Genomic DNA, 15862 nt, shown 5'->3' with positions numbered 1-15862 from the left:
GGCGGGGCGGGTGCCGGCGAGCCGGAGAGTGCGCGGCGGCCGCCGGGCGGGGGCATACCGGGCGCGTTGATACGGGCGTGAGACGGGCGTGCCAGCGGCGGGGCCCGGCGGTCCCGTCCGGAAGGCGGGTGGCATTCTCCCGTCCGGCGCCCGGCGCCCGGCGCCCGGCGCCCGGCGCCCGGCGCCCGGCGCAGCCGAGTCGGCCGGGCCGCCGTCCGGAAGGCGCGGTGCCGCCCGGGGTGCCGGTGTGGGGCGGGCGCCCCGGGCGGCGGAGGCGCTCAGGCCTCCAGAGCTGCATCCGGCTCCGCGTCGCACTCGTGGGCCGGGCGCGTGTCGAGGTAGCCCCACTCGACCATCGCCTCGGCGCCGAGGCTGTCGCGGTCGCCGGCCTCCTCGACGAGCCCGGGCGCGAGCAGGATCTGCTCGCCGCCGCCGGGCTGCTCGAACGCCGGCGCGATCGGGCCGGTCCGGGCGGTGAAGTCCTCGGTCACCCGGTAGCAGCGGTAGTTGTGCTCCGGGCCGTCCGGCCAGGTGTTGAGCGCGTCCGGAGGCAGCGCCCGCTCGGGGAACGGCGTGCCGGCGGGGGCGAGGAAGGAGCCGCGCGGCGACCCGAAGCGGTCCACCATAGCGCCGGCGGGGACCGTCTCCTTCTCGCTCTGCGGCCGGCCCCCGCGCATCGCGAACCCGTCGTGCGCGGGATAGCGCCAGCGCTCCCACAGCTCGCCGGTCGCGGTGTCGACACCGGTCTCCCGGTGCTCGGCCAGGAAGGCGACGGGCTCTGCGCCGCCGAGGCGCTCGTAGCCCTCGACGAGCTCGCCGACGACCCCCTCGTCGGGCAGTTCGGCCGGTCCCAGGCGGCGGTCGCCGCACATGTAGCGCTCCCGGTCGGCCTGGCTGGGCGGCGGAACGAGCGCCGGGCAGACGTGTTGCGTACTCGCTTTGGCCGGCGCCGCGGCGGGCGCGCCCCAGGCGGTGGCGGGAGACGCGGCCGTGGCGAGCGCCAGGGCGGCCGTCAGGGCGACGGCTCGCCGGAACCGGTGCTTGTGCGGCAGTGGTCGGGGCATGGGAGATGACTCCGTTCTGTGCGGGCGGCGAGCGCCGGGTGCGCGGCCGCGGGCGGTTCGGAGTCATTCAACTACAGTGCGTCACTGTATGGGGTCGTTTCGTGCGCTGTGCCGCCGGAACGCCGGAGAGTCCGCGGGCGCGCGTCCGAGGGGCGGCCCGCCCGGCGGCGGAGGGGGCGGGCGGCGTGGCAGGCCCGGGCTCCGCAGGAGCCGCCGCGGGCGGCGGCTACCGCCCCTTCGCCGCCCGCTGCTGCTGCCAGCGCTCGATCAGGGCCGGGAACTCGCCGATCATGAACTCGTAGAAGTCGCGCATCTCCTCGAGGCGGGGCCGCGCATGGCCCTCGTCCGAGGTGATCTCGACGCCGTGCCGGGCCATGCGCAGCATCGCCTCCACGACCTCGTTCTGCCTGCTGAACAGGCGGGCCCAGGCGTCGTCGCGCAGGCGGTAGTGGTCGCGCCGGCTGCCGGCGGCGGGGACGCGCTCCAGCAGGCCGACGGACGTCAGCATGGTGATCGCGCCCGAGACGGCCCCCGTGCTGACCGCGAGCTCCTCGGTCAGCTCGCCCTGGGTCAGGGTCGGCTGCTCGGCGAAGATGGCGGCCGCCAGCACGCGCGCCGCCATGCGCTGCATCCCGTGCTCGCTCAGGGTCAGCGCGAGCTGCTCGGCCGTCTCCCGGCGCTCATCGGCTGCGGGCAAGCCGGTTCCTCCTCGGGGTCTGCGGTGGGTGTCCATCATAGCGAATCCTTCGTATGATCTGAGTGTTCAGAAATTTCTGAAATCCGAGTACAGTGAGAGGTCCCCGGCACGCCTCCCGTGCCGCCGCCGGCACGCCGCGACCGCTCTCGGCACCGGTCCGACCCGCGACCTCAGAAGGAGTCCCTCATGCGGGTCCTCATCGTCAACCACGGAACCCGCGGCGACGTGCAGCCGTTCGCTGCGCTCGCACGGGCCCTGCGCGACGCCGGGCACGAGCCGCTGCTGGCCGCCGCGGAGTCGTCGGCCGCCCTGGCGGCCGACCACGGGCTGGCGTTCGCGCCCCTCGACGACGGGCCCGTCCGCATGCTGGAGGACAAGGAGCTGGTCGCGGACACCGGCGACTCGGGAAGGCGGGGCGGTCGGCTGCGCGAGGCCAGGGCGATGGTGCGCATCGTGCGCCGGGCCAAGGCCGACATGGTCCGGGTGCTGGACGACATGGCCGCCGCTGCGGACGGGTTCCGCGGCGCCGACGTCGTGGTGCACGGCATGGGCTACCCGGGCCACCACATCGCCGAGTACCTGCAGGTGCCCTCCGTCCCGGTGGCCCTGCAGCCGTTCTGGGTGCCCACGGCGGCCTTCCCCAACCCCATGCTGCCGGTGCCCGTGCCGCGCGCCCTGAACCGGGCGAGCCACCGGACCAACGCGCTCGTGCTGAGCGCTTACAACGGGACCGTGGACGCCTGGCGCGCGGGGCGGCTGGGCCTGCCCCGGCGCCGCGGCAGGCACGACGCCCTGCGCCGACCCGACGGGACGCCGGCGCCGCTGCTGCAGGCCTTCAGCCGCCACCTCGTGCCCGACCCGGCCGACTACCCCGGCTGGGTGCACACCACCGGCTACTGGTTTCTGCCCGCGGCCGCCGACTGGACCCCGCCGGAACGGCTCACGGCGTTCCTCGAGGCCGGTGAGCCGCCCCTGTTCGCCGGGTTCGGCTCCATGCCCGGGAGCGACCCCGCCCGGCTGGGCCGGGAGGTCGTCGCGGCCGTGCGGCGCACGGGCGCACGCGCGGTTCTCGCGACCGGATGGGGCGGGCTCGCCGACGTCGCGGAGGCCGACGACGTCCTCGTCGTCGGGGAGGTCCCGCACGACTGGGTCTTCCCGCGCGTCTCGGCGGTCGTGCACGCCGGCGGAGCCGGGGCCGTCGGCGCCGCGCTGGCCGCCGGGCGCCCGCAAATCGTCTGCCCCTTCCACCGGGAGCAGCGCTTCTGGGCCGACCGGGTGCACGCCGCTGGACTCGGCCCCGAGCCGCTGTCCGCCGCCAAGATCACCGCCGGCGGCCTCGCCGAGCGGATCCGGCGGGCCGCGGACGACGGTGCGGCGGCCCGCCGCGCCCGCGAGACCGGGGCGCTGGTGCGCGCCGAGGACGGGACGGCCGCCGCCGTGGCGCTGGTGGAGGGCGAAGCGGCGCGGGGCAGGGCGGCCGGCGGCGCCTAGGGACCGCACCGCCCGGACCGCACCGCCGGGGCGGCGGCCGCCGTTCCGGACGCGTCAGGCCGGGAGCCCCAGCTCGCGGGCGATGAGCATGCGCTGGATCTCCGAGGTCCCCTCGCCGACCTCCAGGATCTTGGCGTCGCGGTAGAACCGGCCCACCGGGTACTCGTTCATGAACCCGTAGCCGCCGAAGACCTGCGTCGCGTCGCGCGCGTTGTCCATGGCGGCGTTGGAGGACGCCAGCTTCGCGATCGCCGCCTGCTTCTTGAACGGCTCGCCCGCCAGCATGCGCGAGGCGGCGTCGTAGTAGGCGAGGCGGGCGGTGTGCACGCGCGCCTCCATGTCGGCGATGGTGAACTGGATCGCCTGGTAGCGCCCGATGGCGTTGCCGAACGCCTCGCGCTCGGCGGCGTAGCGCAGACTCTCGTCGACGCACCCCTGGGCCAGCCCCACGCCCAGCGCCGCGATGGCGATCCGGCCCTCGTCCAGGATGCGCAGGAACTGCGCGTAGCCGCGGCCGCGCTCGCCCACCAGGTTGGCCTCGGGCACCCGGCAGTCGTCGAACACCAGCTCGTTGGTGTCGGAGGCGTTCCAGCCGACCTTGGAGTAGTGCTGGCCCACCGCCATGCCCGGGGTGCCCGTCGGAACCAGGATCGCCGAGATCTCCGGGCGGCCGCCGTCCTGGTGCCCGGTGACCGCGGTGACCGTGACCAGCGCGGTGATGTCGGTACCGGAGTTGGTGATGAACGCCTTGGTGCCGTCGACCACCCACTCGCCGCCCTCCAGGCGCGCGGTGGTGCGGGTGGCGCCGGCGTCGGAGCCGCCGCCCGGCTCGGTCAGGCCGAACGCGCCCAGTGCCCGGCCGGAGCACAGTCGCGGCAGCCACGTGCTGCGCTGCTCGTCGGTGCCGAAGCGGAAGATCGGCATCGCGCCCAGCGACACCCCCGCCTCAAGGGTGATCGCCACCGACGAGTCGGCGCGGGCGAGCTCCTCCAGTGCCAGGCACAGCGCGAAGTAGTCGCCGCCCATGCCCCCGTACGCTTCGGGGAACGGCAGGCCGAACAGGCCCATGCGGCCCATCTTGGCGACGATGTCGTAGGGGAACGCGCCGCGCTCGTAGTAGTCGCCGATGACCGGGGCCACCTCGGTGCGGGCGAACTCCTCGACGGTGCGGCGCAGCTCCTCGTACTCCTCGGACAGCCCGTGGGCCATGGTCACTCCTCAAGCGTGGTGGGTGCGGAGTCGGGGCCGCCGGAGCCCGGCGGGGTCTCCGCGGGCTCCGGGGTGATGCGGGCCAGCACGGCGTCCATGGCCACGGGGCGGCCGGGGCGCACGGGCAGCTCGCCGACGGTGCCGCCGACGGGCGCGGTGACGGTGTGCTCCATCTTCATCGCCTCGACGACGGCCACGGGAGCTCCGGCGGCGACCCCTTCGCCCTCGGCGACGGCGAGCGAGAGGACGGTGCCGGGCATGGGGCTGCGCACCGTGCCGTCGCCGGCGGCCCCGGCGGTGCGGGACGGCGCGAGGACGGGGTCGTCCTGGAAGCGCCAGGCCGCGCCCTCGCGGCCCAGCCACAGCCCGGCGGGCTCGGCGGCGCGGGCGTAGCGCAGAGTGCGCGAGCGCAGCGCCACCGTCAGGGTGCGGCCGTCGGGCGAGCGTGCGGCGTCGACGGCGACGGGCGGGCCGCCGTCGACGCTGACCTCGTAGGCGACGGTGCGGGGGCCGTGTGCGCCGGCTCCGGGTACCAGCGGCGGGGCGCCGAAACTCTGCGGGTCGGCGGCCGCGGCGGCCGCGGCGGCCGCGGCGGTCGCGGGGGAGGGGCGGCGGCGCACGCGGACCGCCGCCGCGCTGTGCCGGGGCGAGCGCAGCCGCCATGCCGTCCAGCCGGGCTCGCCGACGCGCCAGCCGTCGGGGACGGCGAAGCGGTCGGCGGTGCGCGGGTCCGGCTCCAGGCCGAGCTGGTGGTCGGCCGCCGCGGCGATCAGCTCGTCGGGCGGGGGAGCGGCGGAGGAGCCCGCGGTGGGAGCGGGTCCGGCGGCGCTCGTCCGGTCCGCGGTGGCGTGCTCCGCTGCTGTGGGAGCGGGGCCGTCGGCCGGGGCGGTGAGCTCGGGTGCGAGCCGCTCGGTGAGGTCGGTGCTCAGCGCTCCGGCGCGCACCTGGGGCGTGCGCAGCAGGGAGCGCAGGAAGGACACGTTGGTGTCGCAGCCGAGCAGCGTGTAGGCGGCCAGGGCGGAGTCCATCCGGTCCAGGGCGCCGGCGCGGTCGGGGGCCCAGGAGACCACCTTGGCCAGCATGGGGTCGTAGGCGGAGGTGATCTCGGTGCCCTCGTCCAGCCCGGAGTCCACCCGCAGGTCCGCGCCCGCGGGCTCGTCCAGCAGCAGGACGCGGCCGCCGGTGGGCAGGAAGCCGTGGGCGGGGTCCTCGGCGTAGACGCGGGCCTCGACGGCGTGGCCGGACAGGGAGACGTCGGCTTGGGCGAAGGGCAGCGGCTCGCCGCGGGCGACGCGGATCTGCAGTTCGACGAGGTCGATGCCGCGCCGGCCGCCGACCGCGGCCACGGCCTCGGTGACGGGGTGCTCCACCTGCAGGCGGGTGTTCATCTCCAGGAACGAGTAGTCGAGGGCCTCGGTCGTCGACGGGTCGGACGGCCGGGGTGGTGCGGGACGCTCGGCAGCGGGTTGACCTGAGGAAGGGAACTTCCCCGGAGCCCCTGCGTCGCCGTGCCCGGAGCCGTGCGGAGCGGCGCTCGCCGTCCACAGCCCACCGGATCGGGTTGGCGAACCGGGGACGCGGTGGGCTTGACTTGAGATAAGGGGTTCCCCCGGAGCCTCCGCACCGTGCTGCCCCGAGCCGCCGCCGGCGGGCCCGCCGCTCTGCGGCCTCTCCGGCCTCTCCGGCCTCGCCTCCGCAGCCGAGCCGACCGATCCCGCGGCCTGCGCCCCGTCGGCGGCCTGCTGCGCAGCTTCCTCCGCCTCCACCGCCGCGCCCTCCGGCGGCTCGACGATGAACTCGACGGTTCCGGCGCCGACATACCCGCACGCCTTGGCCGCGGCCACCGCCGCCTCGCCCATCGCGGCGCGCTGCTCCGCGTTCAGCAGCGGCGACGGCGACTCCTCGACGATCTTCTGGTGGCGTCGCTGCAGACTGCACTCGCGCTCGCCCAGGTGCAGCACGTTGCCGTAGCGGTCGGCCATCACCTGCACCTCGATGTGGCGAGGCCGCCGCACCAGCCGCTCGACCAGCAGCGTCCGGTCGCCGAAGGCCGCCTCGGCCTCGCGCCGCGCCGCCGCGGCCGCCGCGGCGAGCTCACCCGGCCCGTGCACCACGCGCATCCCCTTGCCGCCGCCGCCCGCCGAGGGCTTGATCAGCAGCGGGTAGCCGGTGCGCTCCGCCGCGCGTGCCAGTTCGCCGTCGTCCATGGGCCGACCGGGCTCTTCGGCGAATCCGGGCAGCAGCGGCACGCCGGCCGCGGCCACGCGCTCCTTGGCGCTGATCTTGTCGCCCATCGCCTCGATCGCCTCGGGCGGCGGTCCGATGAACACCAGGCCCGCCTCGGCGCAGCGCCGCGCGAAGTCGGCGTTCTCGGCGAGGAAGCCGTAGCCGGGGTGCACCATCCGCGCGCCGGACTGCACCGCCGCCGCCACGATCGCCTCGGCGTCGAGGTAGCTCTCGGCCAGGGACGGGCCGCCGACGCAGACCGCGGCGTCGGCCGCGCGCACGTGCCGGGCTCCGGGGTCGGCGGTGCTGTGCACGGCGACCGAGCGCAGGCCCATCCGCCGGACGGTCCGCATGATGCGTACGGCGATCTCGCCGCGGTTGGCCACCAGCACGGTGGTCGCGCGGCCGGAGGCGGACACCCCCGCGGCGCGCTCGCCTGGACCGCCGGCGGGCCCGCCCGGGGCCTGCCCGCCCGGGACGCTCCCACCGCTTCCCGCGCCGGCCGGTGCGGGGGCCGCGGCGGTCCCGTCCCGCGGCGCCTCCGGCACGCGGTCCGCGCGCTGCTCACCCTCGGACATCGTCGTCCACCTCACATCCGGAACACGCCGTAGCCCACCGGCTCCAGCGGGGCGTAGCGGGCGGCCTCCAGACCCAGCGCCAGCACGGTGCGGGTGTCGGCCGGGTCGATGACGCCGTCGTCCCACAGCCGCGCGGTCGAGTAGTAGGGGTCGCCCTGCCGTTCGTACTGCTCGCGGATCGGCGCCTTGAACTCCTCTTCCTCCTGGCCCGGCCACTCCCGGCCCTGCGCCTCCAGCTGGTCGCGCCGGACCGTGGCCAGCACGGAGGCGGCCTGCTCGCCGCCCATCACCGAGATCCGCGCGTTGGGCCACATCCACACGAACCGCGGCGAGTACGCCCGGCCGCACATGCTGTAGTTGCCCGCGCCGAAGGACCCGCCCACGACCACGGTGAGCTTGGGCACCCGCGCGCAGGCCACCGCCGTGACCATCTTCGCGCCGTGCTTGGCGATCCCGCCGGCCTCGTAGTCGCGTCCGACCATGAACCCCGAGATGTTCTGCAGGAACACCAGCGGCGTGCTGCGCCGGTCGCACAACTCGATGAAGTGCGCGCCCTTGAGCGCCGACTCGGCGAACAGGATGCCGTTGTTGGCCACGATCCCCACGGGATGGCCGTGGATGCGGGCGAACCCGCATACCAGGGTGCTGCCGTACTCGGCCTTGAACTCGGTGAACTCGCTGCCGTCGACCACCCGCCCGATGATCTCGCGCACGTCGTAGGGGGTGCGGGTGTCGGTGGGCACCACGCCGTGGATCTCGGCGGGGTCCAGCTCGGGCGGCCGCGGCTCCGCCCGCTCCCAGGCGGGCTCGCCGCGCGGGCCGAGCGTGTCGGCGATCTGGCGGACGACGGCCAGTGCGTGGGCGTCGTCCTCGGCCAGGTGGTCGACGACACCGGAGACGCGCGCGTGCACGTCGCCGCCGCCCAGCTCCTCGGCGGTGACGACCTCGCCGGTGGCCGCCTTCACCAGGGGCGGGCCGCCCAGGAAGATCGTCCCCTGGTCGCGGACGATCACGGCCTCGTCGCTCATCGCCGGGACGTAGGCGCCGCCGGCCGTGCAGGAGCCCAGCACGGCGGCGATCTGCGGGATTCCCAGCTGCGACATGGTCGCCTGGTTGTAGAAGATGCGCCCGAAGTGCTCGCGGTCGGGGAAGACCTCGTCCTGCATCGGCAGGAAGGCGCCGCCGGAGTCGGCCAGGTACACGCACGGCAGCCGGTTGTGCAGCGCGACCTCCTGGGCGCGCAGGTGCTTCTTGACGGTCATCGGGTAGTAGCTGCCGCCCTTGACCGTGGCGTCGTTGGCGACGATCACCGCCTCGCGCCCGCATACGCGCCCGATGCCGGTGATGATCCCGGCGGCGGGGGCGTCGTGGCCGTCGGCGCCGTAGAGCCCCCAGCCGGCCAGGGGTGCCAGCTCCAGGAACGGCGACCCGGGGTCGAGCAGCCGGTCGACGCGCTCGCGCGGCAGCAGCTTGCCGCGCTCGGTGTGGCGGATGCGGGTCTTCTCCGGTCCGCCCAGCGCGGTGGCGGCAAGGCGCTCGCGAAGTTGGGCCGCGAGGGCGCGGTTCGCCGCGGCGTTGGCCGCGAACTCGGCGCCCTCGGTGTCGACGGCCGAGCTGAGCACCGGTGCCGTTGGCATGGGTTCGCCTCCGCTGTTAATGAACGCTAACATCGGTGATGTTAGTGTGCGTTAACGTCGGTGTCCAGTGCTGAGCGCGCGCTCCGTCCGGGCGCTGCCGGGTCGAGGGAAGGAGGCGCCGATGGCCGGCCGCACCGCCGGCGCCCGCCGCGCCGAGATCCTGCGGGCCGCGGCGGGCCTGTTCGCCGCGCGCGGTTTCCACGGCGTCAGCATCGACGACCTGGGCAAGGCGGTCGGCACCAGCGGCCCTGCGCTCTACCGGCACTTCCCCGGCAAGGACGCGCTGCTGGGGGCGATGCTGCTGGAGGTCAGCGAGCGCCTCGCCGCCGACGGAAGGCAGCGCGCCGAGGCCTGCGGCGACCCGCACCGGGCGCTGGACGAGCTGCTGCGCGGCCACATCCGCTTCGCGCTCACCGAGCCGGCGCTGATCACGGTGCACGACCGCGAGCTCGGCAACGTCGCCGAACCCGACCGGCGCCGCATCCGCCGCCTGCAGCGCGGCTACGTCGAGCAGTGGGTGGGCGTGCTGGCCCGCCTGCGCCCCGACGCCGACCCGCCCACCCTGCGCGCCGCCGTGCACGCGGCATTCGGCCTGCTCAACTCCACTCCGCACAGCGCCCAGCAGCTGGATCCCGAGCCCATGGCGGAGCTGCTGCTGTCCATGGGCCGGGCCGCCCTGCTGGCGGAGTCCTGACACCCGCGCCGCGCCGCCCAGGGGCCCTCCAGCGGGCGCGAGAGAACCGCGCCGTGCCCGCGCCCGGCCGAACGGCGGCGGTCCGCCCGCGCGCCGTCCCGTAGCGGTCCCGGCCGCACCTGCGGCGGCCGCCTCGGCCGCTCCGGCCGCGACGACACGGCGGCAGGCGGCCGGGCTCGTGCCCGGCTCTCCGTGGAACCGTCGGCGCAGCCCGCCTCCCAGGCCGCGGCGTTCGGTGGTCTCCTCGACCGAAGGGCCGGTGGCCTCGGCGGACGGGGCCGCCGCCCGCCCGCGGGCACTCGCCGGCGTGTCGCGGCCGGGGCCCGCGCCACCGGGCCGACGTTTGACCGCGAGGCGCTCGGGCAGCCCGAGCAGCAGACGGACTCGTGCGCCCGGCGGGTGCCGGCGGCAGGCGGCGCCGGGCCGGCCCGCACCGCACGGCGGCTTAAGGGGGAGTGGATCGACCATGGCACGGCCTCGCATCGTGGTGGTTGGCGCGGGATTCGCAGGGCTGCAGGCCCTCAAGCGCCTCGAACGCCGCATACCCAGGTCCGCCGCCGACATCGTGCTGGTCGCGCCCAACGACTACATGCTCTACAGCCCGCTGCTGCCGCAGGTGGCCTCGGGACTGCTGACGCCCCAGTCCCTGGCGGTCTCGCTGCACCGCTCGCTGCACCGCACCCGCATCGTGCCCGGGTCGGCCATCGGTGTGGACACCGACGCCAAGGCGGTGCTCATCCGCAAGATCTCCGACGAGCCGGCCGTCGAGCGCTACGACCGGCTCGTCCTCGCGCCGGGCAGCCTCACCCGCGTCTTCGACATCCCGGGCCTGACCGAGCACGCGTTCGGCAACAAGAACCTCGCCGAGGCGACCGTGCTGCGCGACCACGTGCTCGCCCAGCTGGAACTGGCCAACGCCACCACCGACCCCGTGGAGCGCGAGGAGCGCTGCCGGTTCGTCGTGGTCGGCGGCGGCTACACCGGTGTGGAGACCGCGGCGTCCCTGCGCCGGCTGACGGAGGAGGCGGCGCGCCTCTATCCGTCGCTGCGCTCGGCCATCAACTGGCACCTGGTCGACATCGCACCGCGGCTGCTGCCCGAGCTGGGCACCAGGCTGGGCGAGGAGGCGCTGGACCTGCTGCGCTCCATGGGCGTCGAGGTCAAGCTGGAGGTGACGGTCAGGGAGGTCACCGAGCACAAGGTCGCGCTGACCGACGGCCGGATGCTGCCGTGCCGCACCCTCATCTGGACGGCCGGCACCTCGCCCAGCCCGCTGATGGACTCCCTGGGCGCCGAGACCAGCCGCGGCAAGCTCGTGGTGGACTCCGACCTCGCGGTGCCCGACCTGCCCGACGTGTTCGCCCTTGGCGACGCCGCGGCAGTGCCCGACCTCAGCAAGGACGACCAGGGCGCGGTGTGCCCGCCCACCGCCCAGTACGCCGAGCGCCAGGGCACGGTGGCCGCCGACAACGTGATCGCCTCGCTGACCGGTCGGCCCAAGCGCACGTTCCTGCACAAGGATCTGGGACTGGTCGTCGACCTGAGCGGGCGCGACGCCGTGGCGCGGCCGCTGGGCTACGACCTCTCGGGGTTCCCGGCGTTCGCGGTCACCCGCGGATACCACCTGTGGTCGCTGCCCTCCAACCCCGCCCGCGCGCGGGTCGCGGCCAACTGGATGATCCGGGCGGTAACCGGCGGCGAGGTGGCGCGGCTGGGCTTCCACCGCGGCAAGCCCTCGACCTTCGTGGACCTGGAGGCCGCCCACTACCTCGACCCGCAGGGCGCCCGCCGGGAGAGCGCGCGCCTGCTGGAGTCGGCTCCGCAGCCCGAGGGCGGCTGACGGTTCCCGGTCCGGCGGCGCCGGACCGGTCGGAGGGACCGGCCGACCCGTTCGCGGTCAGCCGCACAGCCCCACGGGCGGCGGCCTCCCGGTCGCCGGCCTGCGGCCGCCGCCCGCACGCATGCTCCCGGGCGCCGGCGTCCGGCGCCGGCGGGCGCTGTCAGCGCACGATCTCGTAGCCCGCCTCGTCGACGGCGGCGTCGAGCTGCTCGCCGCTGAGCGGGCTCTCACTGCTCACGTCGACACGGCCGCTGCCCAGGTCGACCTCGACCGAGGTCACCCCCGGCAGCGCCGAGACCTCCTCGGTCACCGCCTTGACGCAGTGCTCGCAGGTCATGCCCTTGACGGTGATGGTGGTGGCGGCCACGGCGGTCCCTTCCTCGTAAACGGATGTGTCGGTTCCGAGAGGGCGGGTCAGGAGCGCACCAGCCGGGCGATGGCCTCGGAGGCCTCGCGCACCTTCTCGTCGGCCTCCTCGCCGCCGTTGGCGACGGCGTGCCCGACGCAGTGCTTGAGGTGCTCGTCGAGCATCGACAGCGCGAACGAGCGCAGCGCCTTGTTCACCGCGGCCGTCTGCGTGAGGACGTCGATGCAGTAGGAGTCGCTCTCGACCATCCGCCTCAGGCCACGCACCTGCCCCTCGATCCGGCTGAGCCGGTCGAGGTGGCTCTTCTTGTTGTCGTGGTAGCCGTAGGTGGCCATCTGGGTGCTCTCCCCGGTGTCCCGCTCTTCAGCCATCAATATACCCCCTTCGGGTATAGCAGCGCCCTATGTGCGTGCGGCATTCCCGCGCCGCGGCTCGCCGCCTCGGCACGATACCGACGGCGGCGCGGTGGCCCCAGTATCGCCGCCGCCGCGGGGCGATCGGCGCGAACCGGCACACATGGGGCGCCCGGCCCGCAGCGCCCGAAAGCGGTGTGCTCCGTGCCGGGCGGCGGACGCCCGCCTCAGCTCCGGCGCGGCCGCAGTCCCAGTCGGCGCAGCTCCACCTCCGCCAGGCCCGCGACGGCCTCCGCGTCGCCCGCGCGCCACGCCCCGGCCGGATCGGGGGAGACCTTCAGCAGCCGCCGGGGCCGCGCCGTCGCCAGCGCGCGCAGCGCCAGTAGAGGCGCACCGCTGTCGGCGGGCATCGACCGCAGCGCCGCGGCGCTCGAGGCCCGGCGGATCCACCGGCCCCGCGTGGGCAGCCAGGCGACCAGTGCGAAAAGCACCGGTACCACCGCCGTCATCAGCGACAGCGACAGCGCCACCGTGCCCATGGTCTCCTGGAACCCGCGGCCGGCCTCGCTCAGCGAGGCGCCCGCTTCGCCGACGCGGCCGAACGGCGCGGCGAGGCCCTCGCCGGCCCACGGCACCCGCTCGGCCTGCTCGGCGGCGTCGGCCATGCTCTCGGCCACGCCGTCGCCCGCCGACTCCATCAGCTCGCCGGGTTCGGCCAGGGCGGCGAGCGCCTCGTGCAGTGTCAGGCCCGCCCACACCCACGCCGCGATCCAGCCCGCGGTCAGCAGGTCGGCCCCGGACTGGACGAGGAAGCGCAGGGGGCGGTCGGCGTAGATCCGCATCGATGTCTCCGAAGGGTGAGAGGGGGTGGGGGCAGGGGTGCGCCGGCGGCACCGCCGGAGAGGCGGCCGCCGGCGCCCGTGTCGGGAACAGTCCCCTCAGGAGGCGGTTCTCAGACCTGCCGGGTACTCGCCGGGGCCCGACCGCACCCGCCGGCGGGCGAATCCGCAGCTCGCCGCGGCCGCCGGAGGAGCACTCCGGCGCTTGCCAAGCGCACGGGGGCCGACCGACCATGGGGGTATGAGCGAGGCCGGAAACCAGGAGAGCAGCCTCCTCGGGCGCATCAGCGAACTGGTGACCGAGGAGCGCGACCTGCGGGAGCAGAACGAGCACCGGCTGACGCCGGAGGAGCGCCGGCGGATGCGCCGCCTGGAGCGCGAGCTCGACCAGTGCTGGGACCTCCTGCGCCAGCGCCGTGCACGCGAGGAGTTCGGCGACGACCCCGACGCCGTGCATGTGCGCCCCGCCGACGAGGTCGAGGGCTACCGGCAGTAGGTTCCGAGGGAGCAGCAGGGCACGGGGCCGGAGCCGGCGCCGGCGGTGAACGGGCGCCGTGCGGGGAACCCGAGGCCCGATTCCGGCGTCTCACCGGGTGACCGCGCACCGGCCGGTCGGCGCGCCCCCGCGGACGGCGCCGCCTCCGGTGCCCAGAGCTGCTGAGACGGATCGGGCCGCCCCTCGATGCTGGAGATCCTGACCGGGACCGGGCTCGCCTCGGCCGCCGGGCTCAACGCCTACGTCCCCCTGCTGACCGTCGGAATCATCGCGCGCTACACGGAACTGCTGCCGCTGGGCCCGGGATGGCAGTGGCTGGAGAACCCGGCCGTGCTCGTCATCCTCGGCGTGCTGCTGGCATTGGAGGTCGCGGCCGACAAGATCCCCGCCGTCGACAGCCTCAACGACGCGGTGCAGACCGTCGTGCGTCCCACATCGGGCGGCATCACCTTCGGCGCCGGCGCCTCCTCCACCACCGCCACGGAGATCGCCTCGTGGGCGGGCGGCGACGGGAGCGGCGGGGGAGCGGCCTGGTGGCAGATCGCCGCCGGCGTACTGATCGCGCTGGCCTTCCACCTGCTCAAGGCGAGCGCGCGCCCCGTCCTCAACGCCGTGACGTTCGGTGCCGGCGGCCCCGTGGTCAGCGTCGTCGAGGACGCCGCCAGCGTCCTGACCTCGGTCGCGGCCGTCCTCGCCCCGGTCCTGGCCGCGGTCGCCGCCGTGCTGCTGGCGGCGGTCGGCGTCTGGGCGTGGCGCCGCCGCAGGCGCAGGCGGCGCGAGCCGCGGAGCTCGGCGGCTCCGCGCATCCCCTGACACCCGCTGGCGGTACCCGGTTCGCAGCCCCCGGGTGCCCGGGTGCCCGGGTACGGCTCCCGGCTCCCGCCCCGTTGGTGCCCAGGTCGGCGTCGGTTCGGCCGCCGCCGTGTCTTAGAGTGCTCAGCGTGGTAGATAACGGGTTCGCTCGCCTCAACGGCGTCACGCACATCGTCTGGGACTGGAACGGCACGCTGCTCGACGACAACCACGCCAACATGGCCGCCCTCAACCGGGTCTGCTCCGAGTTCGGCCGGGACCCCGTCGAACTGGACTTCTGGCGCACCTTCTTCCGCCGCCCGCTGCTCGACTGCTACGAGGAGCTGCTGGGCCGCTCCCTGGCCGAGGAGGAGTGGGCGCGCCTGAACCGCGTCTACGACGACCACTACACCGAGCTGCTGCCCTCCTGCGGCCTGGCCGACGGTGTGCCCGACATCCTGCTCGACTGGCGCGCCTACGGCGGGTCGCAGTCGCTGCTGTCGATGGCCTCCCACGACAGCGTCACCACGCTGGTCGCCCAGCGCGCGCTGGAGCGCCACTTCGCGCGGGTGGACGGGCGGCGCTTCGACACCCGCGACGGCTCCAAGTCCCACCACCTGGCCGCCCACCTCGCCGAGCTGGACGTCGACCCCTCCACGGTGGTGCTCGTCGGCGACATCGACGACGACGGCCGCGCCGCCACCGAGGCCGGGGCGCACGCGGTCCTGGTGGCCGCCGGCATGATGAGCCGCGAGCGGCTGGAGGCCACCGGCCACCCCGTGGTCGACACCCCCAGGGAGGCCGTCGCCGCCCTGTGCGCCTGAGCCGGCGCGGCGCCGCCGCTCGGCGGGCCGTCGGACGGGACGAGGGGCGGCACCGGCGGTGCCGCCCCTCGTTCACTCGCTGCGCCCGGGGTCCGAGGGGACCTCAGCCGAGCTGGACCTTGCGGGCGTCGTCGAAGCGGCGCTGCACGTCCGCCCAGTTGACGACGTTCCAGAATGCCTTGACGTAGTCCGCCTTGACGTTCTTGTACTGCAGGTAGAACGCGTGCTCCCACATGTCCAGCATGAGCAGCGGGTAGGAGCCGGCCGCCAGGTTGCCCTGGTGGTCGTAGAGCTGCTCGATGATCAGGCGCTGGCCGAGGATGTCCCAGGCGAGGATCGCCCACCCGGAGCCCTGCACACCGGTGGCCACGGCGCCGAAGTGGGCGCGGAACGCGTCGAAGGACCCGAACTGGTCGTCGATGGCGGCACCGAGCTCGCCCTCGGGCTTGTCGCCGCCGTCCGGCGACATGTTCGGCCAGAAGACGGTGTGGTTGATGTGCCCCGCCAGATTGAACGCCAGGTTCTTCTCCAGGAGGTTGACCGTGCTCAGGTCGTTCTTGTCCCGAGCCTCGGCCAGCTTCTCCAGCGCGGTGTTGGCGCCCGAGACGTAGGTGGCGTGGTGCTTGTCGTGGTGCAGCTCCATGATCTGACCGGAGATCCACGGCTCCAGCGCCGAGTAGTCGTAGGGCAGCTCCGGAAGCTCGTAAGGCGCAGGCATGTTTCTACGCACCTTCCTCTGACGCGGTTAAAAAGGA

15 protein-coding genes are annotated in these 15862 nt (G+C 75.0%); 6 read left to right on the top strand and 9 right to left on the bottom strand.

What is annotated here, in order from left to right; genetic code table 11:
• Nucleotides 1–278 precede the first annotated feature (278 nt).
• A complete protein-coding gene (locus tag ABD284_RS00725) occupies nucleotides 279–1064 on the bottom strand; it encodes a TNT domain-containing protein (RefSeq protein ID WP_344139707.1) in 786 nt (261 codons plus the stop codon).
• Between the two features lie 226 nt (nucleotides 1065–1290).
• A complete protein-coding gene (locus tag ABD284_RS00720; protein ID WP_344139704.1) occupies nucleotides 1291–1761 on the bottom strand; it encodes a GbsR/MarR family transcriptional regulator in 471 nt (156 codons plus the stop codon).
• A 186-nt stretch (nucleotides 1762–1947) separates the two neighbouring features.
• On the opposite strand from ABD284_RS00720, the gene ABD284_RS00715 reads away from it, so the two are divergent.
• Nucleotides 1948–3252: a nucleotide disphospho-sugar-binding domain-containing protein gene (locus tag ABD284_RS00715; RefSeq protein WP_344139701.1), complete on the top strand. Its 1305-nt coding sequence runs from the start codon at nucleotides 1948–1950 to the stop codon at nucleotides 3250–3252.
• A gap of 54 nt (nucleotides 3253–3306) precedes the next feature.
• On the opposite strand, the gene ABD284_RS00710 is transcribed toward ABD284_RS00715, so the two are convergent.
• From ABD284_RS00710 to ABD284_RS00700, 3 genes are read right to left on the bottom strand one after another with little or no spacing between them, the layout of a single operon-like run.
• Nucleotides 3307–4461 (bottom strand): acyl-CoA dehydrogenase family protein, encoded by a 1155-nt coding sequence (locus tag ABD284_RS00710; RefSeq protein ID WP_344139698.1) that lies wholly within the window; start codon nucleotides 4459–4461, stop codon nucleotides 3307–3309.
• 2 nt (nucleotides 4462–4463) lie between these two features.
• Nucleotides 4464–7265, bottom strand: a complete 2802-nt coding sequence (locus tag ABD284_RS00705) for an ATP-binding protein (RefSeq protein ID WP_386699123.1) — start codon at nucleotides 7263–7265, stop codon at nucleotides 4464–4466.
• A gap of 11 nt (nucleotides 7266–7276) precedes the next feature.
• Nucleotides 7277–8887, bottom strand: coding sequence for a carboxyl transferase domain-containing protein (locus ABD284_RS00700; protein ID WP_425573271.1), 1611 nt, complete (start codon nucleotides 8885–8887; stop codon nucleotides 7277–7279).
• Between the two features lie 136 nt (nucleotides 8888–9023).
• On the opposite strand from ABD284_RS00700, the gene ABD284_RS00695 reads away from it, so the two are divergent.
• Together ABD284_RS00695 and ABD284_RS00690 are read left to right on the top strand one after the other, a co-directional pair.
• The gene (locus ABD284_RS00695) at nucleotides 9024–9596 is read left to right on the top strand and encodes an SACE_7040 family transcriptional regulator (protein ID WP_344139692.1); all 573 of its coding nucleotides are present in this window, start codon (nucleotides 9024–9026) and stop codon (nucleotides 9594–9596) included.
• A 466-nt stretch (nucleotides 9597–10062) separates the two neighbouring features.
• Complete coding sequence (locus tag ABD284_RS00690) at nucleotides 10063–11436, top strand: NAD(P)/FAD-dependent oxidoreductase (protein ID WP_344139689.1); 1374 nt, start codon at nucleotides 10063–10065, stop codon at nucleotides 11434–11436.
• A gap of 160 nt (nucleotides 11437–11596) precedes the next feature.
• Here ABD284_RS00690 and ABD284_RS00685 read toward each other — a convergent pair whose 3' ends face one another.
• The 3 genes from ABD284_RS00685 to ABD284_RS00675 form a co-directional block, all read right to left on the bottom strand.
• Nucleotides 11597–11803, bottom strand: a complete 207-nt coding sequence (locus tag ABD284_RS00685) for a heavy-metal-associated domain-containing protein (protein ID WP_344139686.1) — start codon at nucleotides 11801–11803, stop codon at nucleotides 11597–11599.
• Between the two features lie 47 nt (nucleotides 11804–11850).
• On the bottom strand, nucleotides 11851–12138 hold the full coding sequence (locus ABD284_RS00680) for a metal-sensitive transcriptional regulator (protein WP_311543607.1): 288 nt from the start codon (nucleotides 12136–12138) through the stop codon (nucleotides 11851–11853).
• Nucleotides 12139–12383: 245 nt separating this feature from the next.
• Nucleotides 12384–12998 (bottom strand): hypothetical protein, encoded by a 615-nt coding sequence (locus ABD284_RS00675; protein WP_344139683.1) that lies wholly within the window; start codon nucleotides 12996–12998, stop codon nucleotides 12384–12386.
• Nucleotides 12999–13236: 238 nt separating this feature from the next.
• Here ABD284_RS00675 and ABD284_RS00670 point away from each other — a divergent pair, with 238 nt between their 5' ends.
• The 3 genes from ABD284_RS00670 to ABD284_RS00660 all read left to right on the top strand — a co-directional run bounded on the left by ABD284_RS00670 (nucleotide 13237) and on the right by ABD284_RS00660 (nucleotide 15107).
• Nucleotides 13237–13491, top strand: coding sequence for a DUF2630 family protein (locus ABD284_RS00670; protein ID WP_344139680.1), 255 nt, complete (start codon nucleotides 13237–13239; stop codon nucleotides 13489–13491).
• 186 nt (nucleotides 13492–13677) lie between these two features.
• Nucleotides 13678–14304 (top strand): DUF4126 domain-containing protein, encoded by a 627-nt coding sequence (locus tag ABD284_RS00665; protein ID WP_344139677.1) that lies wholly within the window; start codon nucleotides 13678–13680, stop codon nucleotides 14302–14304.
• Between the two features lie 128 nt (nucleotides 14305–14432).
• Complete coding sequence (locus ABD284_RS00660; RefSeq protein WP_344139674.1) at nucleotides 14433–15107, top strand: HAD family hydrolase; 675 nt, start codon at nucleotides 14433–14435, stop codon at nucleotides 15105–15107.
• 103 nt (nucleotides 15108–15210) lie between these two features.
• On the opposite strand, the gene ABD284_RS00655 is transcribed toward ABD284_RS00660, so the two are convergent.
• Nucleotides 15211–15825 (bottom strand): superoxide dismutase, encoded by a 615-nt coding sequence (locus ABD284_RS00655; protein WP_311543403.1) that lies wholly within the window; start codon nucleotides 15823–15825, stop codon nucleotides 15211–15213.
• Nucleotides 15826–15862: the final 37 nt, after the last annotated feature.

Source organism: Streptomonospora arabica (assembly GCF_039531585.1).
Lineage (GTDB): Bacteria > Actinomycetota > Actinomycetes > Streptosporangiales > Streptosporangiaceae > Streptomonospora > Streptomonospora halophila.
The sequence above is the reverse complement of the archived record's forward strand: the minus strand, read 5'-3'. Positions and strand labels throughout refer to the sequence as shown.